Annotated in this window: 16 protein-coding genes; 9 read left to right on the top strand and 7 right to left on the bottom strand. The window is 61.7% G+C overall.

Going from position 1 to position 21,775, the window contains the following annotated elements; translation table 11 throughout:
• The first annotated feature begins 15 nt into the window (after nucleotides 1-15).
• From kce to U1839_RS00640, 3 genes are all read left to right on the top strand, one after another.
• Complete coding sequence (gene kce / locus U1839_RS00650; protein WP_332801740.1) at nucleotides 16-945, top strand: 3,5-dioxohexanoate:acetyl-CoA acetone transferase; 930 nt, start codon at nucleotides 16-18, stop codon at nucleotides 943-945.
• Nucleotides 946-983: 38 nt separating this feature from the next.
• Entirely contained in the window at nucleotides 984-2,699 is a 1,716-nt protein-coding gene (locus tag U1839_RS00645; RefSeq protein ID WP_332801739.1) for an acyl-CoA dehydrogenase family protein, read from the top strand.
• A 77-nt stretch (nucleotides 2,700-2,776) separates the two neighbouring features.
• Nucleotides 2,777-3,364 (top strand): malonic semialdehyde reductase, encoded by a 588-nt coding sequence (locus U1839_RS00640; protein ID WP_332801738.1) that lies wholly within the window; start codon nucleotides 2,777-2,779, stop codon nucleotides 3,362-3,364.
• Between the two features lie 37 nt (nucleotides 3,365-3,401).
• On the opposite strand, the gene U1839_RS00635 is transcribed toward U1839_RS00640, so the two are convergent.
• From U1839_RS00635 to U1839_RS00610, 6 genes are all read right to left on the bottom strand, one after another.
• Nucleotides 3,402-5,030 carry a long-chain-fatty-acid--CoA ligase gene (locus U1839_RS00635; RefSeq protein WP_332801737.1) on the bottom strand — a complete coding sequence of 543 codons (1,629 nt, stop codon included), beginning with the start codon at nucleotides 5,028-5,030 and terminating at the stop codon, nucleotides 3,402-3,404.
• A 110-nt stretch (nucleotides 5,031-5,140) separates the two neighbouring features.
• Entirely contained in the window at nucleotides 5,141-6,262 is a 1,122-nt protein-coding gene (locus U1839_RS00630; RefSeq protein ID WP_332801736.1) for a cupin domain-containing protein, read from the bottom strand.
• Between the two features lie 148 nt (nucleotides 6,263-6,410).
• Complete coding sequence (locus U1839_RS00625; RefSeq protein WP_332801735.1) at nucleotides 6,411-6,863, bottom strand: acyl-CoA thioesterase; 453 nt, start codon at nucleotides 6,861-6,863, stop codon at nucleotides 6,411-6,413.
• A gap of 6 nt (nucleotides 6,864-6,869) precedes the next feature.
• On the bottom strand, nucleotides 6,870-7,271 hold the full coding sequence (locus tag U1839_RS00620; RefSeq protein WP_332801734.1) for a nuclear transport factor 2 family protein: 402 nt from the start codon (nucleotides 7,269-7,271) through the stop codon (nucleotides 6,870-6,872).
• Nucleotides 7,272-7,299: 28 nt separating this feature from the next.
• The gene (locus tag U1839_RS00615; protein WP_332801733.1) at nucleotides 7,300-9,657 is read right to left on the bottom strand and encodes a TonB-dependent receptor; all 2,358 of its coding nucleotides are present in this window, start codon (nucleotides 9,655-9,657) and stop codon (nucleotides 7,300-7,302) included.
• A 211-nt stretch (nucleotides 9,658-9,868) separates the two neighbouring features.
• The gene (locus U1839_RS00610; RefSeq protein ID WP_332801732.1) at nucleotides 9,869-10,846 is read right to left on the bottom strand and encodes a LysR family transcriptional regulator; all 978 of its coding nucleotides are present in this window, start codon (nucleotides 10,844-10,846) and stop codon (nucleotides 9,869-9,871) included.
• Nucleotides 10,847-10,983: 137 nt separating this feature from the next.
• On the opposite strand from U1839_RS00610, the gene U1839_RS00605 reads away from it, so the two are divergent.
• Genes U1839_RS00605 through U1839_RS00585 form a run of 5 tightly spaced genes read left to right on the top strand, consistent with a single transcriptional unit; the run spans nucleotide 10,984 to nucleotide 18,044 of the window.
• Nucleotides 10,984-11,835 (top strand): fumarylacetoacetate hydrolase family protein, encoded by an 852-nt coding sequence (locus U1839_RS00605; protein ID WP_332801731.1) that lies wholly within the window; start codon nucleotides 10,984-10,986, stop codon nucleotides 11,833-11,835.
• A gap of 2 nt (nucleotides 11,836-11,837) precedes the next feature.
• On the top strand, nucleotides 11,838-15,326 hold the full coding sequence (locus tag U1839_RS00600) for an indolepyruvate ferredoxin oxidoreductase family protein (protein ID WP_332801730.1): 3,489 nt from the start codon (nucleotides 11,838-11,840) through the stop codon (nucleotides 15,324-15,326).
• A complete protein-coding gene (locus U1839_RS00595) occupies nucleotides 15,323-16,087 on the top strand; it encodes a citryl-CoA lyase (protein WP_332801729.1) in 765 nt (254 codons plus the stop codon). Before U1839_RS00600 ends, U1839_RS00595 begins: the two co-directional genes overlap by 4 nt.
• Nucleotides 16,088-16,107: 20 nt before the next feature.
• A complete protein-coding gene (locus tag U1839_RS00590; RefSeq protein WP_332801728.1) occupies nucleotides 16,108-17,253 on the top strand; it encodes an acyl-CoA dehydrogenase family protein in 1,146 nt (381 codons plus the stop codon).
• The gene (locus U1839_RS00585) at nucleotides 17,250-18,044 is read left to right on the top strand and encodes an enoyl-CoA hydratase/isomerase family protein (RefSeq protein ID WP_332801727.1); all 795 of its coding nucleotides are present in this window, start codon (nucleotides 17,250-17,252) and stop codon (nucleotides 18,042-18,044) included. Before U1839_RS00590 ends, U1839_RS00585 begins: the two co-directional genes overlap by 4 nt.
• Before the next feature lie 37 nt (nucleotides 18,045-18,081).
• Here the strand turns inward: U1839_RS00585 and U1839_RS00580 are convergent, their stop codons facing one another.
• A complete protein-coding gene (locus U1839_RS00580; RefSeq protein ID WP_332801726.1) occupies nucleotides 18,082-19,128 on the bottom strand; it encodes a 5-methyltetrahydropteroyltriglutamate--homocysteine methyltransferase in 1,047 nt (348 codons plus the stop codon).
• 928 nt (nucleotides 19,129-20,056) lie between these two features.
• Here U1839_RS00580 and U1839_RS00575 point away from each other — a divergent pair.
• On the top strand, nucleotides 20,057-21,748 hold the full coding sequence (locus U1839_RS00575) for an amidohydrolase (RefSeq protein WP_332801725.1): 1,692 nt from the start codon (nucleotides 20,057-20,059) through the stop codon (nucleotides 21,746-21,748).
• Nucleotides 21,749-21,775: the final 27 nt, after the last annotated feature.

The raw sequence follows: 21,775 nt of genomic DNA, 5'->3' as shown, positions 1-21,775 counted from the left end.
TACAGGAGCAAGAACTTGCCCGCTCGCAAAGTCATCATCACCTGCGCCATCACGGGCGGGATTCATACGCCGTCAATGTCCCCCCATCTGCCGATCACGGCGGAGCAGATTGCCGATGCCGCTGTCGGCGCAGCGGAGGCCGGTGCCGCAATCGTGCATCTCCATGCGCGAAACCCGCTCGATGGACGGCCTGACCAGTCGGCCGAGGCATTCGAGCCTTTCCTGCGCAGCATCAAGCAGCGCTCCGACGTGGTGTGCAACCTCACCACCGGAGGTGCGCCGGGAATGACGCGCGAAGAGCGGCTGCGCCCGGCGTCAGTGTGGAAACCGGAGGTCGCGAGCCTCAACATGGGCACAATGAATTTCGCGCTTTTTCCCATGCTCAAGCGCTTCAAGGAATTCAGCCACGATTGGGAACCAGCCATGCTGGAAAGCACCCGCGACGTGATCTTCAAGAACAGCTTTGCCGACATCCAATATGCACTAGAGACGCTGAACGAGACTGGCGCTCGCTATGAATTCGAATGCTACGACACGAGCCATCTGCACAACCTGCACTATTTCTACATGGAGGGTTTGGTGAAGGCGCCGCTGTTCATCCAAACCGTGTTCGGCCTGCTCGGGGGGATCGGTTCGCACCCTGACGAAGTGATGCACATGAAACGCACAGCGGACCGCCTCTTCGGTGACAACTATCGCTGGTCGGTGCTTGGCGCCGGTCGCAGCCAGATGCCAATCGCAGCGATGGCCGCAGCGATGGGTGGCAACGTCCGGGTCGGGCTGGAGGATTCTCTCTGGCTCGGCGCTGGCAGGCTTGCCGAGACCAATGCGGCGCAGGTGACGCAGGTGCGCAAGATCATTGAGGGGCTGGGCCTTGAGGTCGCAACCCCGGCCGAAGCTCGAGTGATCCTCGAGCTGAAGGGCAGTGATCGCGTCGCGTTCTAATCTACCGCCAGCCAATGAACCTTCGTGAGAACCCCTTAATGCCCTTTGTGCCGCCAACTGCCGATCAGCGCTTCGTGCTCGACCATGTCGTCGACATCGCCGCGCTCGCCGAAACCGAACGCTTCGCCGCCGCATCCTCCGATGTGGTCGACGCCGTGCTGGAGGGTGCGGGCGCGCTGGCGGCGGGCGAATGGGCGCCATTGCTGCGTGAGGGCGATACCGCCGGGCCGAAATGGACCCCCGAGGGGGTGAAGATGCCGGCCAGCTTCATCAAGGCCTATCATGATTATGTCGAGGGCGGCTGGGGCACGATCGGCGTGCCGGAAGAATTTGGGGGCCAGGGGCTGCCCTTTGCGTTGCAGACGGCGGTGCTCGACACGCTCGGCGCGGCGAATATGGGCTTCGCGCTCGCCCCGACGCTGACCGTCGGCGCGATCGAATCGCTGATCCATCACGGCACGCCGGAGCAGCAGGCGCTATACCTGCCGCATCTCGCCACCGGCGCATGGACCGGCACGATGAACCTGACCGAGCCGCAGGCCGGCTCCGACGTCGGTGCGCTGCGTTCGCAGGCGACACCAGTCGGCGACGGGACGTGGAAGGTGAAGGGCACCAAGATCTTCATCTCGTTCGGCGACCACGACATGGCGCCCAACATCGTTCATCTCGTTCTTGCCCGCACGCCCGATGCGCCAGCCGGCACGCGCGGCATCTCGTTGTTCCTGGTGCCGAAATACCGCCTCGATGCGGAAGGTTCGCCGGGCGACTTCAACGATGTTCGCGTGGTGTCGATCGAGCACAAGATGGGCCTGCACGCCTCGCCGACCTGCGTACTGAGCTTCGGCGACAATGACGATTGCATCGGCGAGCTGATCGGTCCGGTGAATGGCGGCATGCGCGCGATGTTCACGATGATGAACAATGCCCGATTGAATGTCGGCCTGCAGGGCGTGCAGGTAGCGGAAGCCGCGACGCAGAAGGCGGTCGACTATGCCCGCGATCGCATCCAGTCGGCGCGCGCCGGCTCGCCCGCCCGCACGCCGGTCGCGATCATCGAGCATCCCGATGTCCGCCGCATGCTGCTGCGCATGAAGGCACAGACCCAGGCGGCGCGGGCCTTGGTCTATTACGCCGCGGGGCAGGTCGATCGCGCGGGTCTGGGTGACACGGCGGCCAATATGCGGCTCGAACTGGTTACGCCTTTGGCCAAGGCGCATGGCACCGATATCGGCTGCGAGGTCGCCTCGATCGGCGTGCAGGTCCATGGCGGCATGGGTTATATCGAGGAGACCGGCGCGGCGCAGTTCTACCGCGATGCGCGCATCACGCCGATCTATGAGGGCACCAACGGCATTCAGGCCGCGGATCTGGTCGGGCGCAAGCTGGGGCTGGATAATGGCGGGGCCTTTGCGGCGCTGATCGCCGACATGCGCGCCGAGGTGACGGATGCGGGCCTGCGCGATCTGATCGATGTCTGCGACGCGATCGGTCACACGCTGGCCACGGCGGACGCTGACGACAAGCTTGCGGCGAGCTATCCCTTCCTGACCATGCTGTCGGTCGCGACCTGCGGCTGGTTGATGGAGCGTCAGGGCCGGGCTGCGACGGGGGACGATGCGTTCGCCGCGATGAAGCGTGCGGCAGCGGCTTTCTACGTCGCGCAGATCGTGCCCGAGGCGCTCGGCCTCAAGGCAGCGGCGACGGCGTCGGCGGGGGTGTTGTACTCGGTACCGGCGGAGGCCTTCGCGGCCTGACCTCCGTAGCCCGGGGCGACCGCAAGGCGATGCCCGTCTCGCAACCAGAGCAAATTCGACCAGAAGGGAATATGCCAATGCGCGCGGATGAAGCCATGCTGGCACGACTGTTCAACGACGCGCGCTCGCAAAATGGCTGGCGCGACGGTCCGGTCCGCGAGGAGGAAATACGCGCGGCGTACGATATCGCGAAATGGGGCCCGACCTCGATGAATACTCAGCCCATGCGACTTGTGCTGCTCCGATCCGTGGAAGCGAAAGAGCGGCTAAGGCCAGCACTCGCGCCGGGCAACGTCGGTAAAGTCATGTCCGCGCCGGTGGTGGCAATTATCGCCTATGATACGACATTCTACACCGAGCTGCCGAGGACTTTTCCCCACAACCCGGACGCGCAGGGGAGATTCGCCGGCAATCCCGCTGTGAGTGAATCGACGGCTCTACGGAATAGCACGCTGCAAGGCGCCTACTTCATGCTCGCGCTGCGCGCCGTCGGGCTCGATATCGGCCCGATGTCCGGTTTTGACGCTGGCAAGGTCGACGCTGAGTTCTTTGAAGGATCTTCTTGGCGGACGAATTTCATCTGCAGTATCGGGAAAGGCGACCCGGCGATGGTCTTTGAACGTTTGCCGAGGCTCGAATTCGACGAAGTGGCGCGCTCGCTCTAGCCGTTACAAGCCACAGTTCGATATGCTGAGAGGTCGGTCAGATGAGTACAATTTCCGGGGCATCCGGGGAGGCCAGGCATTGTCTCAAAGCCTTCTTGTCCATCTTACCGGTCGCGCCGATCGGGATTTCGCAATAGGCGAAATGCGAGGGCAGCCACCATTTCGGCACGCAGTCGCGCAGATGTTCAACAATCAGGATTGGGGTTGGCCCGAGCTCGCCATCAGTTTCGATCACGAGTAACGGGCGCTCGCCCCATCGTTCATCCTCGATTGCAACGACAGCGGCGCGGCGAACGCCCGGGCAAGTCATGGCGAGGTTTTCCAGCTCGATCGATGAAATCCATTCACCGCCCGACTTGATCACGTCCTTGGCTCGGTCGACCAAGCGCACCGAGCCCGAACCATCAATGGCGGCGATGTCGCCCGTGTCGAACCATCCAGCTCCGTCGAGGATTGTTGCGGCGGCCCCAAAATATGCGCGGGCGACGGTTGGACCTCTTACCTTTAGCGCGCCGGCGCTCTGGTCATTGTGCAGGCAAGGTTCACCATTTTCGTCGAATATCTCGACTTCGACGGGGAACAGGGCACCTCCCTGTCGAAGGGCTCGCGCCAGCCGTTCGGATGGGGGCAACTGGGGTGCGCTTGGAACCGCGCTGGTGATCGTACCAAGCGGCGACATCTCGGTCATGCCCCAGGCGTGGACCACCTCGACCCCGTGACTATCGCCAAATTCCTGGACGATGCCGGCCGATACAGCGGACCCGCCGACCACAATCCGGCGCAACGATGGGACGCGTTTCCCGGTCTCGCGAAGACAGCTGAGTAACCCTTCCCAGACGGTGGGTACGCCCACCGCGATGGTGACGCCGCGCGCATTGATCAATTCGACGAGGGACGCGCCGTCGAGCTGCCGTCCGGGCAGGACGAGTTCAGCCCCGGCCATAGGCGCAACAAAAGCAAGGGCCCACGCATTGGCGTGGAACATTGGAACGACGGGAAGGACGACGTCCTTGGCAGCGATTGCCAAGCCATTGGGCTGGTTAACTGACATTGCGTGGATGAAGTTCGAGCGGTGGCTGTAGAGCACGCCCTTTGGATCACCGGTAGTGCCGGAGGTATAGCAAAGCCCAGCAGCGGCTTCCTCGTTGAAATCGCCCCACAGCACCGACGCAGTTTGCGATGCGAATTCTTCATATCCAATGCATGAGGCAGCCCCGATCCTGGTGGCGGACCCCGGACCGTCGGACACTACGACAAGTTCCAGATCCGGCAAGCGATCAGCGATCGCTCCCAACAATCCGAGAAACTCTTTCTCGACCACCAGGACGCGGGCGCCACCATGCCGAGCGATCCACGCAATCTGGTCGGGATGGAGGCGTGGATTGAGCGTGTGTACGATAGCGCCAATACCCATGACCCCATACCACGCCACGAGGTGGTCGTAGTTGTTCCACATCATCGTTGCGACCCGGTCGCCCGACACGACGCCGTGCGCCAACAACGCTGCGCTAAAGCCATGCGCACCCACGAGTGCTTCACGATAGGTGCTGGTCTTGACCTCGCCGTCGGCATCGCGCCAGACGATCGCACGATCGCCCGAGACCCGAGCGGCATTCGTCAATATCTTGTCAAGCGTGAGCGACCACGCTTGCATCAGGCCGTCCATTGGGGCGTCATCCCTTTTGAAACGGGCATCGCGTACGTCGACGGAATATGCGCGCGCGGCCGCCGCGAAGGCAGCTCATAGCGCTGAAGTTCGTCGACTATGAATCAGAGTCAGTCGCCGATCTGGCGCGGTCCGACATAACCAGTCTGCCCCTCTTCGGAGCCAAGCGTGAGAATGGGGCCGTCCATCTCTTCCTGCCAGATCAGCGATCCGATCGCCATATGAAAGGGATGATCCTGCACCGTCAGAACCGAAGCACCGGTCATTTTCATGCCGTGCGCATGCTCCCCCCATGCCGGCGCCGACAGCATGAGGTCGCCGGCCTCCCACTCATAATGCTTGCCGTCGACGATGCTCTCGCCCGCGCCTTCGAAATGGTAATTTACCGCAAACGAACTGTGCTTGTGGCCACGAGGCGGCACCGGACGATTGATACCGCCGGGGATGCGCGACAGCGCAGCGAAGAAGCTGTGTGTCGTCCCTTGGCGGCGACCGGTGGCAGGGTTGACCAACAAGAGAAGGTTTCGCTTGCCGTCGCCATTCTCGGCCGCGAGATGCGGCGACGTTTCGCTCCACGGCCAGATCAGTGGCTTGTTTTCTACCACTTCAATGTCGGTCACGAACTCATAGCCGCGCAGGCGCGCGCCGTCGCTTAAAATGGCGAAATCCGGCGCGTTCTTGGCAACGTAGCGCTGCTCAATCTCGCTTCGCTCGGACCGTGGCGGTCTCGGGACAGACATTCTGTCATCCGAATAGTAATTGCCTAGTCGCTTGAGCAAGGCAGTGTTGGAGTAGCTGAGCCAAACCAATGGCTCACGTCCATGGTTGCGGTACGCGCGCCTCAACATGGAGGGGTGAGAAACAACACTCCATTTGGCGAGGGCTAAGCTGCTCGCCCCGACAGTCACGGAGCCTTCGCCCCGTAGGATGAATTCTACCCGGGTCGCGTTGTCCCGGAACATTTCGATTTCCTCCCCCGGCCGAAGCACGTTGATCGCGATCGCAAGGCCCGGCGTGACCGCATGCCCCGTGTCTATCGAGCTAGGGTGGACAACCTCCGACGCCCGCTGCTGACCGGGACCGCGGTCAAGTTCGAGAAGACGCTCAACTTCCGCCTGTATCTCTGCACGCGTTACGATCAGCGCCGGCCACGGTGTAGGATAAGCCGGTGCGATATCGGCTGACAATTCAGCGAATGGAGCCGCCTTCAATTCGCTTGCGATCGTCGCCACGCCCACTCTCCCAAAAGGCGCCCGTAATTGTTTGTGACTGGAGGCGCCGTGCAAGTGCCAGTCACGATAAGCGCACATGGTCATTCGGCATAGGCGAGCCGCCGGACAAACCGTTTAGCCGAAACGGAACAGATGCGTCGTTACTGGGTCAGCTGGTTCCCAGAAGGTGCTTGCGCACGGTGTCGCTCACCGGCGCCGGCAGCCGAGTCTCGTGCCCGAGGAACACGCAGACGGCTTCCGCCGAGGCAAAACATGTCGCCCCAGCGAAGATCGCCTGGCGGATATCGAGCGAGCTAGACCCGATCCGGGTCACGCGCGCGCCGATCCGAATGTCTCCGGGTGCCCGCAACTCCTTGTGAAAATGCATGGAAAGGCTTGCCACGAGAAGATCGATGCCCTGCGTCTCAACTTCGAGTTCGGGCGCAAAGATCAATGCTATGCGGCTTTCCTCCAGCAGTGTCGCCATTGCGGCGTGATTTACATGGCCGAACTGATCCGTGTCACGGTTGCGGGTGCGAGCTGGCAGCCAGAACCGGAACTCGTCCGCGGATGGCACCTCGGCACGCTGGCTCCGGACTGGAACAGGCTTTTCGGCCGGCATAACCGGTCAGTCCCGGACTGCGAAGGAAGCGGCGACGGCACGGCGCGCGAAACGCCAGCCCTCACCCTCACGCACGACCGTGTCTGTGGCGTCGAAGATGGCGTGAAGGTGGGAAGCCTGCGTTGCGGTCTGGGCGTAGGCAAGCAGATTGTAGCGCACCGTCGCGGCCTGGTCGGACTCGAAGTCCACGATCATATTCGCGGTGAGATGCCGCGTTTCCAAATCCGCGGGCCGCTTTTCCAGCGCCGCGAGCACAGCCTGCGGTCCGAGCAGCTCGGTGCCGCCTCGCTCCCATACACCGTCTGTGGCGAAGCGCCCCGCCACACCATTATAATCCCGCTCATCCAGCGCGCGCAGCGCTCGGACCACCAGGTCGCGGCAAGCTGCATCATCTTCGCTTCTGCTCATCATCAATCCTTATGTCTTCGCGTGATTGTTACAGCGTCGCGCCGAACCGCAGGCCGATCTGACGGCCGCGAGAAAGGTATGTATTGAACCCGCCGCGCACGAGCGGTGCGGCAACGCTGTATTCCTTGTATTTCTCGTCGGTGAGATTGCGGGTGAATAACGAGAGCGTCCACCACCCCTGCACAGGCTTGACGTCGAGATGTGCGTCCAGCGTGAACAGCGCCTTCTGATCCCCCAACGGATCGTTGTTCGTCGAACTGTTGTACCGCGAGCGATAGACAAGATTCCAACCGCCCAGAAGCCTGTACTCGGCGATGGGTATTTCATAGTCGGTGCCGAATGACCCTGAAAATCTCGAATTGAACGGCGTCATAGCTCCCGAGAGATCCTGCGAGCAGGGCGTCGCGGCCGCTGGCGGGAGCGGCGTTTGCGCGACGGTGCAAGGAGCGTTGGGGAAGCTCAGATATTTCGCATCCTGAAGATTGGCAGCGGCGTTGATGCGCAGCCCGGAAACCGGCCGTGCATGTATCTCCGCCTCGATACCGCGCGTCCTTGCACGCCCGACATTGGTGACGAACAACACGGTTCCGACAAAGGCGGACGTCTGCAGGTTGGTGAAGGTCGTGCTATAGGCCGTCAGCGAATATTCCAGGCGACCCGAAAGCAACAATCCTTTCAGGCCTCCTTCGAAGGACTCTGCCTCTTCTGGCGCAAATTGTGCCTCGGACGGGCTCGCCGCGGCCGCGCTGCCGGTGTAGGTGGCATCCACACCGCCAGCTTTGTCCCCCTTCACATATTTGAGGAACAGCATGTTCTTCGGTGCGACGTCATATTGCGCCACGACCTGCGGCTGAAAATGTTCTTCCCGGGTCTGAACACCAGTAAACGCGTGGACCGTGCCGCCCAGGACGTTTCGGATCAGCGGCGTCAGTGCGGGATTGTTGGCACCGTCGACCTGCGCGCGTGACGTCTCGAACGACGCGTTGGGCACGAAGGTAGCGCCAAACATCGCCTGGTCAGTCGTCTTCCTGATGATCGAATAGCGTGCGCCGGCGGAGATCCGCAGCGCGGATGTCAGATGATAGGTCAACTGGGCGAAGGGAGAGTAGGTGCTGACCCGTTGATCGTAGGTGGTCACGCGCGCCAGCAAAGGCACTGGCACGCTGATCGCGGCAAAGTTGAGGTTCGTCAGGCCGAAGATGTGCGCATTGTTGCGCTCGAAATACCCCCCGGCGAGGAAGTCCAGCGCGCCGACGCTCCCTGCAAAGCGCAACTCCTCGCTGAACTGCCTGTATTGTTGGCCGCTGCTTATCGTCAACAGCGGACGCTGAAAGGCGCCGGTCTCTGTGTTGCCGCTACGAACCTTACGATAGGCGGTGGTCGAGGTGAGCGTACCTGGGCCGAAGGTCCAGTTGATGTCCCCCTGATAGGTTTCAAAATTGATAGCGTTCTGGTCGTGTGTGAAGAAGGGAGCGCCATCATAATCCACGGCTCGGAGATCATCGAGCACCGCGTCCGTAAACTGCGCGGTCGGAAGCACGCCCTGGGCGATCGGCTGGGCGGTAGAACCGAGCTGGCGCGTACGGTCGATCTCCGCCTTCAGCACGATGTCCACGTCGTGGCTTGGCGTGATCCGCAAGGTCGCGCGCCCACCGTAATTTCGGTAGCTCGGCTCGTTGGCGCCGCTGAGCGTATTGTGGATCCAACCCTTGTTCAGGCGCTGGTAGAGGCCGGCGACACGCAGGCTCATCCCTTCTGAGATCGGCACCGTTACGCCGCCCTGCGCCAATATCTCGTCGCCGCCGAATTCATAGGCGACGGACCCATCCGCCGCCAGTCGCCTGCCAGGCTTCTTCGTCGTGATGTTGATCGCGCCGGCAGTTGCGCTGTTGCCATATAGGAGCACCTGAGGGCCCTTGAGAACCTCGAGTTGATCTAGATCGTAAAGCGGGTAGCGGCCGTCAAAATCCCGACCGTACGACACATTGTCGACGAACTTGCCGACGGCTTGCTCAAAGGAAAAGCTCCCGGTGGTGCCGAAGCCGCGCACGAATGTAACCGGCTGCAGCGCTGCAAGTGACAGGGTGAAATTGGGGACGATCGCGGGCAGGTCGGTCAGCCGCGCGATGTTGCTCCGTGTCAATTCAGAGCCGGAGACAGCGGTTATTGAGACTGGAACGTCGCGCCGGAATTCCGACTTCTTCTGTGCGGTAACGACAATATCAAGGCCGGTCGACGCGGGTTCCGGAGCCACCTGCTGCGGGTCGCTGGGTACGGGGCCGGGCGCGCGCATCTGAGCTTGAGCTGACAGTAGCGGCATGGTCAAAGCGAACGCGCTGACTGATGATTTTACAGCGATGCGGTGAAGACTGCGTAGTGGCGACATGTCGTGACCCCCTCCGGAACGGTGCGATGAACCGGCGATCCGGATAGTGTCCGGTACCGAGCGGCCAGCGGTTGCGAGACAGGGTCATGCGGAGATCATGTCACAACAGCAATATCGCGTACCGGCACAAGGTTTGTGCCGAATCACGAAGGATCACGTCGAGAAGGTGGCGCTCCAAAGCGCCAGATTTTCCACCTCCAATTTGCCTAGATCACAGGGCCCATGGAGGAGGGTTCCGAAATTCTTCGCGCAGATGATCGACAAAGGCGCGCGTTTTCAATGCCAGGTTCCGGCGCTCCGGATATACAGCATAGATATGGCTTTCGACGACCCGGTTCCCGGGAAACAGCTCGACCAGTCGTCCGTTCGCGATATCGTCTTCGACCAGAAAGCGTGAGAGATGCCCGACGCCGAGCCCAGCTCGCACCGCCTGCGCAACCAGTTCTACATTGTCAGCCGACAGGCCGCCTGACACCACTACGTGCTCCACGCGCCCATCTGCAGTCTGAAAAGGCCAACTCGATGACTGCTGAATGCTGCGAACCACAACGCAGTCATGCTCGTGAAGATCAACCGGCGTAGCCGGCATGCCGCGCGCTTCGAGATAGGCCGGTGAGGCACAATATAGGCGCATGTTCGGCGCAAGCTTGAGCGCGATGAGGTTCGGGTCGAGGCCGCTGCTGATGCGGATCGCGACATCGGTTCCAGATGCGACCAGATCGCGACTGGCCGGCGTCAGGGACAGTTCCAGGGTCACCTTCGGATATAGCCGCTTAAACCGGAAGAAGATTGGCGCGAGCACGTGGGTCGCCAGCGTGACGGGAGCGGATACCCGCAGCAAGCCCTGTGGAGCCGACTTATAGTCGCTCACCTCGATCTCAGCCTCATCGACTTCATGCAGGATGACGAGGCAACGGCGGTAAAAACGCGTGCCGAGTTCAGTGATCGACAGCGTCTTGGTGGTTCGCACGACGAGCTGGCAAGACAAGGTTTGTTCAAGCGCCGCTATGTGCTTCGACACGGTCGACGGAACAACGTTCAGGCGCTTTCCGGCCGCGGTAAAACTTTGAAGTTCGACGACAGCGACAAAAGCACGAAGGAGAGCGAGGTTGTCGAGCGGGAAAGACGTGATTTCGCTCGCGCCGGCGGCGCGGCCTTCGGATCCGGTCGGGTTGGCTACCTTTTCCATTTCGGCATGAACCTACTGCTTCCTGCCGCTCTTTTCAAACGGCACCCCGCGATGCATCCCACCCAGCGATGAAAAGATGTTCCGATCGCCCGGTGACAACCGGGGGCCGCGGATGATCGATCAAGCGGGAGAGCCTAGTGAAAATCGTCAGCTTTATTCTGAACGGAAAAACCGGTTTCGGTGTGCTTTCGCAGGATGGCCAACAAGTTGCAGATCTGACTGCTCACTGGCCGTCACTCAAAGCCGCGGTCGCCGTGGCGTCGGCCGCCGCGCTTCACACCGCTGCCGAAAGTGCTCCAATTCGGGCGATTTCGGATTTGGAGTTGACCATTCCTGTACCCGATGCCGACCGTTTCATATGCGCTGGCCTCAACTTTAAGGCGCACGCGCTGGAGGGCGGGCACCAGGATGCTCCGGCACATCCTTCCCTGTTCCTTCGATCGGCCAGCACCTTCGTCGCGCATGAACAGCCGATTCTCCGTCCGACCTGGTCCGATTCGTTCGACTATGAGTGCGAGTTCGCGGTCGTGATCGGAAAAGGCGGTCGCCACATTGCGCTGGCAGACGCTATGGACCATGTTTTCGGCTATACGTTGCTGATGGATGGGACGGTGCGCGAGGTCCAGTTCGGGCATTCGCTGGTCGCGGGCAAAAACTTCTATCGCAGCGGCGCCATGGGCCCCTGGATAGTTACCGCCGACGAGATCAGCGATCCCGCCAGCCTACAGTTGACCGGGCGCGTGAACGGCGAGCAGCGCCAGTCGGCACCCATCTCGGATCTGATCTTCGACATCCCCACTCTCATCTCCTATTGGAGCCGCGTCGACGCCCTTTCACCCGGCGATATCATCTCGGTCGGCACGCCGGCCGGTGTCGGGTTCGCGATGGATCCGAAATCCTTTCTACAGGTCGGCGACATCGTCGAGACCGAAGTTCCGGGCATCGGCCTTTTGCGCAACGTCGTCGCCGCGGACGAACAGAGCTCCTGAGCATGTTCGACGCGCCCGTCATTGATGAGACCATCACGCTTGCAGACAAATATGCCCGGCGCGATGGCCGGGTGTTTCTGTCAGGCACGCAGGCATTGGTGCGCCTGCCGATCCTGCAACGCCTGCGCGACGCGGAGCGTGGTCTCAACACGGCGGGTTTCATCTCCGGTTACCGCGGCTCGCCGCTCGCCGGTTACGACACGGCGTTGTGGGCTGCCAGGAAGGAACTCGATGCGGCAGGCGTCGTATTCCAGCCTGGACTCAACGAGGAGCTGGCAGCCACCTCGGTATGGGGCACCCAGCAGGTCGCGCTTCTGCCTGGTGCAACCGTCGATGGCGTGTTTGCCATCTGGTATGCCAAAGGCCCCGGCGTCGACCGGGCGATGGACGCAGTGAAGCACGCCAATTCGGCGGGGACATCCACGCAGGGCGGTGTGCTCGCGGTGTTTGGCGACGATCACGGAGCCCAATCCTCGACTATGCTCCACCAGAGCGAGCAGATGTTCGAGGCCGCAGCAATTCCCGTTCTGAACCCGTCGAGCGTAGCAGAGCATGTAACCTTTGGGCTGCACGGCGTCGAACTATCGCGATACGCCGGCTGCTGGGTTGGACTGAAGGCGACCACGGAGCTCGTAGAGAGCAGCGCCTCGATTGCTGCCCTCGATCCGCCCCTCCCCGTAATGCCGAGCGACTTCAATATGCCGGCAGCGGGGCTTGGAATTCGTTACCCGGACACTGCGGTCGATCAGGAACGCCGCATGCTCGGATCCCGGTTGGAGGCGGTCGCTGCGTTCGCGCGAGCCAACCCGATTGATCGGCAGGAACTCACGAACGGCCCTGCCCGCCTGGGGATCGCGACCGCCGGTAAGGCTTATAGCGATGTGCACCAAGCACTCGCGGAGCTAGGCATCGGGCCGATCGAGGCCGAGAGGTTCGGCTTGCGACTCTACAAGCTTGGCATGACCTGGCCCATCGAGGTGGAGGGACTGTGCCGGTTCGCGACGGGACTGGAGGAAATTCTCGTCATCGAAGAGAAGCGTGCCTTCATCGAGCCGCAAATCCTGTCAGCGCTGCAGGCGGTCGAAGGCGCGCCGCGTGTGTCGGGCAAGAGAGACCATGCAGGCGCCGATCTCCTCCCCAGCATTGGTGAGTTTACGCCGTTTATCGTCGCACGAGCAATCGTCGCGCGCTTGCGCGGCCTCGGTGAGGACATGGTAATGTTCGATGCTCGACTGGCAGCAATGCTAGAAGCCGCAGCTCCCGTGATACCTGTGTCGCTGGCGCGCACACCGTTTTTCTGCTCGGGTTGCCCCCACAACAGTTCCACCAAAGTGCCTGGGGGAAGCCGCGCGCTGGCCGGCACCGGTTGCCATTCGATGGCGATGTACATCCCCGAGCGCAATGCGGCTTTCCTGACCCAAATGGGCGGCGAGGGCGTAAATTGGATCGGGCAGTCGCCCTTCGTCGCCGAGAACCATGTGTTTGTGAATCTCGGGGACGGCACCTTCTCGCACAGCGGCCTGCTTGCTGTACGGGCGGCCGCGGCTGCCGGCGTTAACGCGACCTACAAGATCCTTTTTAACGACGCTGTCGCGATGACCGGGGGGCAGGAGAATGATGCTCATCTAACGGTCCCGCGCATCGTCCATCAGGTCAAAGCCGAAGGCGCCACACGTGTGGTGGTGCTGGCCGAGCAACCCGGCCGTCACGATCGCGCCAACTTTCCGGCGGGCACCGAAATCCTGGATCGTCGCGAGCTCGATCGCATCCAGCGCGAGATGCGCGAGATGCCCGGCCTCACCGTGATCGTGTTTGATCAAGTCTGTGCCGCGGAAAAGCGGCGGCGGCGCAAGCGCGCACTGTATCCCAAACCGCCCAGACGCGTGTTCATCAATGAAGCCGTATGCGAGGCCTGCGGCGACTGTTCGGCGAAATCGAACTGCATCTCTGTCGGTCCAGTAGAAACGTCGCTTGGCCGCAAGCGCGCGATCGACCAGTCGAGCTGCAATGCAGACTATTCCTGCATCGAGGGCTTTTGCCCGAGTTTTGTAACAGTGGAAGGGGCCGTTCCGCGGAAGGAAACGGCAGACGCCGACCATCTCGACGCCGCCGTTCTGACCCTGCCCCAGCCTACCATCCGATCCTTGGCCGGCGCCTATAATATCCTCACCACCGGCGTCGGCGGCACGGGGGTGATCACGGTCGGCGCGCTGCTCGGCATGGCAGCGCATCTTGAGGGCAAAGCAGTTACGACACTCGACTTTACTGGCCTTGCCCAGAAGAACGGCGCGGTCACCAGCCACATCCGCATCGCGATGGACAATGCGTTACTCGGGCCGACGCGAATGGACGCCGGTAGCGCCGACCTGGTTCTCGCCTGCGATGTCGTCGTGGCGGGCAGCGCAAACGCGCTGTCGCGCATGGGACACAAGCGGACGCGCGTCGTTGCCAACACCCATGTTCAGCCGCCCGGCGCCTTTGTCCTGAACACGGAGATCGACTTGTCCGATCGCCCGAGCATGTCGGCGATCGGTGCGATCATTGCTTCAAGCATCAACAAGATCAACGCCAGCCGCATCGCCACTCGCGTGATGGGTGATTCGATCTATGCGAACCTCCTGCTACTCGGCTTTGCGTGGCAAAGGGGGCTCGTCCCCTTAGGCTTTCCTGCGCTCATGCGAGCGATCGAGCTCAACGGCACTGCTGTTGCCGCCAACAAGCGGGCTTTTGCTTTTGGTCGGCTTGCCGCCGTCGATCCTTCAGCGTTCGATCGCGAGCTCGGCACCCCGACATCGATGCAAGAGGCTCTTGTTGACGTGATTGCCGACCGCCGTCGGCGGCTGACCTTTTATCAAAACGAAACTTACGCGGCGCGCTACGATCGCCTGGTATCGGAAGTGCAAGATGCCGAGCATCGCCTTGACCGCCCCACCGACCGGCTTTCGCTCGCGGTCGCGCGCAACATGTACAAGCTGATGGCGTACAAGGATGAGTATGAAGTCGCCCGCCTATACACCGACGGTGAGTTCGAACAGAAGCTCGCCGCTCGACTTGAAGGCGGCGGTCGGCGGCAAATTTATCTTGCGCCGCCCTTGTTCGCTCGACGGGACCCGATGACGGGCCACCTGCGCAAGCGAGCGTTTGGCCCATGGATCTTCACCGCTTTCAAGGTCCTCGCTCGGTTGAAGTGGTTACGGGCCACTCGCTTCGATCCCTTTGGATATTTGGCAGAAAGGTGCCGCGAACGGGGCCTTATTGATGAGTATGAGAGCGACATTCGTGCTTTGCTCGTGAGCCTCGACACGGCTCAGCTCGATGCTGCCGTCGCTCTCGCTGAGTTGCCGGACACCATCCGCGGCTACGGTCACGTGAAGGAGCGGAACATGGACACAGCCGCCACCAGGCGCGCCGAACTGCTCTCGATGTTTGGCGCACGTGGAGCGCTCGGATCGCATATCGATGAAATCAAAATTGAGAAAGCGATCGCATGAGCAACGTAACAACGGCCATCGCAGCGGCACGGCCAGAAGGCGTGACGATCCGCGGGCTGGATCTGGTCGATGACATCATCGGCAAGCTCAGCTTCACCGAAATGACCTATTTCCTCTGTGCCGGGATCCTTCCTACCGAGGCGCAGACACGCATGCTTGACGCCTGCCTTGTCACGCTAATGGAGCATGGCTGGACGCCATCGTCGATCATCGCGCGGATCATGGCGGACAGCGTGCCCGAAGACTCGCAGGTGGCCATCGCAGCCGGGCTCCTATCGCTCGGCCCGATCTATGCGGGCACGTCAGAAGCGTGCGCTCGACTTCTACAGGCGGGCGTCGCCGCGTCTGATCCCGACCTGTTTTGCGAAGAGACAATTCGGAACCTCCGTAGCCGGCGTGCCGCTATTCCCGGCTTCGGCCATCCGCTGCACAAGCCTGACGATCCGCGCACTGCGCGGCTGCTCGCGGTCGCGCGCGACGCTGGTGTTGATGGCCCTTATGTCGATCTGCTCCACCGCCTCGGACGCGCGGTCGATGCAACCTTCGGCAAACACATCACAATCAACGCGACCGGCGCAATTGGCGCGCTCCTGCTCGAAATTGGCCTGGAACCGGGGGTGATGCGCGGACTTGCCGTGGTGTCACGCGCGAGCGGCCTGATTGGCCATGTCGTGGAGGAACATCGTACCCACGCGGCACGCGCGATCTGGGCATTTGCCGAACATGAGATCCCCTATCAGGGCGCCGACGACCTGGCGTGACATCGGACCGGAGCAATTAAATGGATTTTACCTTCTCGCCCGAGACGGACATGGTGCGGGCCACTGCGCGCGGATATGTCGAGACCTTCCTGAAGCCGCTGGAAAAGCATGTCGAAGCAGCCGATCATCTCGATGACGATGTGTTCCGCGGCCTCAGAATGGAGGCGGTCAAACTCGGCCTCTACGCGCACAATCTGCCCGAAAGCCTCGGAGGCGGTGGCCTCGATGTCATGTCTCAGGTGGTCATTGGCGAAGAGATCGGCAGGACCTCGATGCCTCTCGCCGACGCGATCGGCTTCCTGCCCGCGACGATGACGCTCGCGTCGAATGCGCAGCGCGACTGGTTTATCGATCCCGTTGTCAGTGGGGACAAGACCGTCGCCTATGCGCTGACCGAACCCGATGCGGGGTCGGACCTGAGCGGCATCCGAACCCGCGCTACGCGACAAGGCGGCAAGTGGGTTCTGAACGGCGGCAAGCAATTCATTTCCGGCGCCGACTATGCCGATTTCATCATTCTCCTCGTGAATACGGAGCCGGATGCCTCGCTTAGAACGCGCCAGACGCTGTTCCTGGTGGAGAGGACCAATCCGGGTTTCCACTATCTTGGCACAATGAAGAAGATGGGCTGGCGCGGCTACCAGCTCGGCGCCTTTTCGCTCGAGGATTGTGTGATCGAGGATAGCCACGTCCTGGGCGAAGTCGGCGGCGGGTTCGGCGGCATGATGGCCACAATCAACACGACGCGTATTGAATATGCCGGTCGCTATGTCGGCATGGCGGAAGAATTGATGCGGCTGGCGATCGAGCATTGCAATACCCGCAAGACCTTCGGCACGCCGCTTGGGTCGCACCAGATGATCCAGACGATGCTGGCAGACTCGGACTGCGAGCTTCAGGCCTCCCGACTTCTTGCATATCAGGCAGCCGATCTGGCCGACCGGGGGGACCCAGCATCTCGCATCGCAGGCTCGCGCGCCAAATTATATGCCAGCGAGATGGTTGGCCGGGTTGCCGATCGTGTGCTGCAGATTTTTGGCGGATCCGGCTATATGTGCGACCTCCCGATCGAACGAATGTACCGCGACGCGCGCGCCTTCCGCATCGGCGAGGGCACGTCGGAAATGCAACGCATCCAGATCGCGCGGGCGCTGCTCGCCGCATGACTGAGCGTGCTTTGTCACTCATCGAGGTAGAACGCCGGGGGCGCGTTGCCGTAATCTGGATGACGGATTCTGCGCGTCGCAATGCCCTGTCCGTGAAGTTAGTGACTGAATTGCTGGGTGCCCTGGCTTCGAGTAGCGCGGATGGCGCAGATGCGGTCGTCATCGCGTCGCGGGAAAAGGCTTTTTGTGCAGGGGCTGATATCCGTGACATGCTCGACAGTGGCTGGCTCGAGGCTCGATCCGGAGCGGCCGGACTTACGCCTCCCGATCTTTTCGAAGCTATCGAGACCGATAGACGGCCGATCTTGGCTGCGGTGGACGGAGCAACCTTTGGTGGCGGTGTGGAACTTTGTCTTGCTTGTGACCTGGTCATCGCGACGCCGACATCCACGTTCATGCTTCCCGAACTTGGCCTCGGCGTTCTGCCCAACACCGCACTCGCCCGGCTGCCTTATCTTGTCGGCGCCCGCGCGGCGGCACGTTTGATCATGACCCGGCAGCGGATCGATGCGGCCGAAGCATTTAGGCTAGGCCTGATCACTGAATTGGTAACCGATCTGAGCGCGGTCGATCGGGCGGTGGCGACGGCAAACGATATTATCGACAAGGTTCCGCCGACAGCGTTTGCCGCCGCCAAGCGAAGCCTGCGCCGGGGGCCGGATTGGGCTACAATTCGGTCGATACTTGGCGACATGGATTCAGAAGAGTGGCGCGAGGGCACGACGGCCTTTGTCGAAAAACGACCGCCGGACTACGCGCGCTTCTGGAACGGGAGTAACGACGATCGCTAGGCCACGCCCACCGCATAAACCCGTGCGAGCGCCTAACCTAGGCCTGTGATGTGATTTCCGCGCGCACGATCGCGGCCCCCTCGACCATCGCCTTCATCTTGGCATAAGCGAGATTGCGTGGAAGGTACTTCATGCCGCAATCAGGCGCGACGATGACGCGCTCCGGGGCGACGTGCACGAGGCCTCGCCGAATCCGGTCCGCAACGGTTTCCGCACTTTCAGCAAAATCGGTCGAGAGATCGATGACGCCGAGGATGATGGTTTTCCCCGGCAAGCCCTTGAGGATCGATGTGTCGAGCTTTTGCTGCGCCGTCTCGATGGAAATCGCCTGCACAGACGTATCCTCGAGTTCGGTCAAGAAGCTGTAGCCGCTCGGGCGTTCATGGATGATCGCCGCATAGCCAAAGCAGATATGGAGCGCCGTGTTCCCAACAACGCCGTCCAGCGCGCGCTCCAGCGCTTGGCGACCATATAGCCGGGCTGCGTCAGGTCTTGCCTGCATGTACGGCTCGTCCAGCTGAACATAGTCAGCGCCGGCCGCGAACATGTCCTTGACCTCGTCGTTGACGGCGGCGGCATATCCCATCGCGAGCGCCTCAGGGTCGAAATAATGATCGTCCTGAGCCTGTTGGCTCATCGTGAATGGGCCAGGGACGGTGATCTTGATCGGCTTGTTTGTATGTTGCCGCAGGAATTCCACGTCGCGCACCTGAACCGAGTGGCGCCGCGAAATCGGACCTACAACCCGCGGCACAGGATTTGGGTGGCCTGAGCGGTCGAGGGCGATACCGTGATTGTCCATGTCGACGCCATCAAGCGCGGTGGCAAAGCGATTGGAGTAACTCTCCCGCCTCATCTCGCCATCCGTAATAATATCGAGACCGGCTCGCTCCTGTTCGTGCACGGCCCATATCGTCGCATCGTCCTGGGCTTCCTCAAGAAACTCTGGCGCCGGACGCCAAAGTTCAAGTGCGCGCACGCGGGGCGGAAAACGCTCTTGCAAGCGCGGTCGGTCAATCAGCCAATCGGGCTGCGCGTAGGATCCCACCAGCGACGTCGGGAGTAGAATGGTCGGTGTCATCATCTTCAACTCCGGAGAATAGACTGCGGCTGCATCCGAGGGGATCGTTTGATGTGGGGCGGCGAAAGCCGCGCCGGCGGGGGTAGAACGTGTCTGCGTGTAACGAGCGAGGCGTGGCTCGCAGAGGGACCAGGCGAGGCAAATCTCCTGGTCACCGAGACCGCCAAGATTGCCACGCTGCGTGCCTCGTCCGCTCGTGACGATGCCCAGCCAACGTAACGCGAATTTCGGGGTGACCATAATCTCGAAGGCGGGACGATGCGGCGCGCTCAGGTAGAATCATCGAACCTCTCCTTCGCGTCATGTGTCCAGCAGCTGACTTGCGGCCGAATGAACTGGGGCGAAGGTAGCGCGCCCGACTGGCGCCAGATACGCGATGGTCCGGACAAAGGCTCTTGCGGAAATGGAAATTCTGGTCGGCATATGGGCTCACATTGCCGCAATCTCCTCCTTATTGCTTGAGAACAGGGGCCGAACTGCCGCCTTTTTGCAGGAGCCAGCAGCTAGCCCCGCGGGCCGCTATGGCCGGCACGAAAAGATAACCCGCGGACGTCAATGCGTAAGTGCTTCATATAAAACCCGAAGCTTTCTAGCGCCGCGCGTGCAAGCGGCCCGCCGGGCGCGTGAAGAGCATCCCAAGGACAACGGCAACGAGCACAGTTGCGGCCCGGGCGCGCCGGTTTCATCGGCGAAGCAAGACAGGTTCCAGGCAATCAGCCCACCAGACCAGCACCACGAACCTATATCGTTTGGGTAACACCTCCACCAAAATGCCATCTTATGGCCGCGTCTCGTCTCAACCATTGAGCGGCGGCAAGCTCGGCAAAGGGCCAGCCCGGGAATGCCTCAACGGCGTGCTTGCGATAGCTGACCGGAAATCACCGACAGCACGAAAACTATAAGCGCGGAAGCGCGCCACCGAGGGAGGGATATGATCGTTTCTCGCACATTGCGCTGGAAGCACCAGCTTTCCTCATTCTCCTTCTGTGCGGCACTGGTACCGGCATTTTCAGCAGCAGTGGCCGTCGCCAGCCCTACAGCGAACGCCGCAAAGTCTACGACATCACCAACGCGGCGCGCGGAATGCGCTGGCGCGCGCGACATCGCGCTGCGCAACGGCCGGATCGTGACCATGTCCTCCCCAGCGACGGTATCGGAGATAGTGATCCGCGATGGGCGTGTCGTTCATCTCGGCTCCGGCAGTCAGCGATATTTCACGCCTTGTACCCGCGTGATCAATCTAAAGGGGCGCACTGCTATCCCCGGGTTGACCGATGCACATATCCATCTTGTAACATGGGGGTTTCGACCCGGTCGCGATGTGCGGCTGGACCTCGCAACCTCTATCGCCGACGTCCAAAAGATTGTCGCTGAGCGCGCCGCAGGGATGGCGCCGGGCGAGTGGGTCACAGCCGTAGGCGGGTGGTATCATACGCAGTTGCGTGAGGACCGGCTGCCGACGCTGGCCGAACTCGACGAGGCAGCACCGCGCAATCCGGTGTTCTTCTGGGAACGCGACGGAATGGCTGCAGTGACCAACACTCGAGGCCGCGCGTTCTTCGAGGCCAAGGGCCTGACGGTCGCCAGTGACGGCACGATCACGCCGGCCGGCGGGATGGCGGCAGTTGCCTATTCGACCCTCGCCCATCAGGAAACCAATGCCGAGCGCGGCACGCTGGAGGCAATGACGCAACTCGCCTCGGTCGGTATCACCACTGCGGCCGATGCCGGGGTGAATGCGGCACCGGCCGGCACGCGCCCAGCGGAGCGCTCATGGCATTCTGGCCATGTCGACGTCTTTACCGCTTATGACCCTATATTCGCGTTGGCACAGGCCGATCGCCTTTCCACGCGCGTACGGATCAGCATGCTCGACGTGCCAGATGGTCCGGAGCACACGCCCGAACGCCTGAAATACCAGTTTCCGCTGTTCGGAAGCGACATGTTCAAGACGTTATGCCTCGGCGAGTTCATTTCGACGACGCCAGCCAAATATAAGGAGGCCGCCTCCGCTGTCGCCGCGCGCGGCGGCTGGTGCCACGAGCAACACACGACCGGGACCGCCAACATCCGCAGCTTCGTAGACGTCTGGGAGCGCATCAACGCAAGATACTCGCTGAAGGTCCGGCACTGGCGACTGGCGCATGTGTGGGACATTGATAGCGACTCGCTCACACGCCTGCGCGCTCTCGGGGCCGGGGTGAACGTCGGACCGGTCCTCTATGCCGATCTGAAGATGGGTCCAAAGACCGCGATGGCCTATCGCATGATCATCGGCTCGGGAATCCCAGTCGCCGGCATCTCCGACGGACCCAATTATATGCCGGTCGACCCTTGGGTGCACATCGCGCTGATGGTCACGGGCAAGGACAGTCTGGGGCGTCAGGTGATTCAGCCGGACCAGACGCTGACCCGGGTGCAGGCGCTACGGCTTTATACCGTGAACAGCGGTTGGTTCATGCAGGACGACAAGATCGGCACGATCAAGCTGCACGGCTTCGGCGATATTGTCGTGCTGGACCGCGACTATTTCACCGTGCCCGAAGACCGGATCCGGACGACCAGGGCAGCCCTGACGATCGTCGATGGCCGCGTTGTCTATGAGCAATCGATGCGGCGCTGACCGCTCATCGGTCAATCCGAAACACCA

This window comes from Parasphingomonas halimpatiens (assembly GCF_036663795.1).
Lineage (GTDB): Bacteria > Pseudomonadota > Alphaproteobacteria > Sphingomonadales > Sphingomonadaceae > Sphingomonas.
Note: the sequence above shows the minus strand (reverse complement) of the source record. Positions and strands in the feature narration are given on the sequence as shown.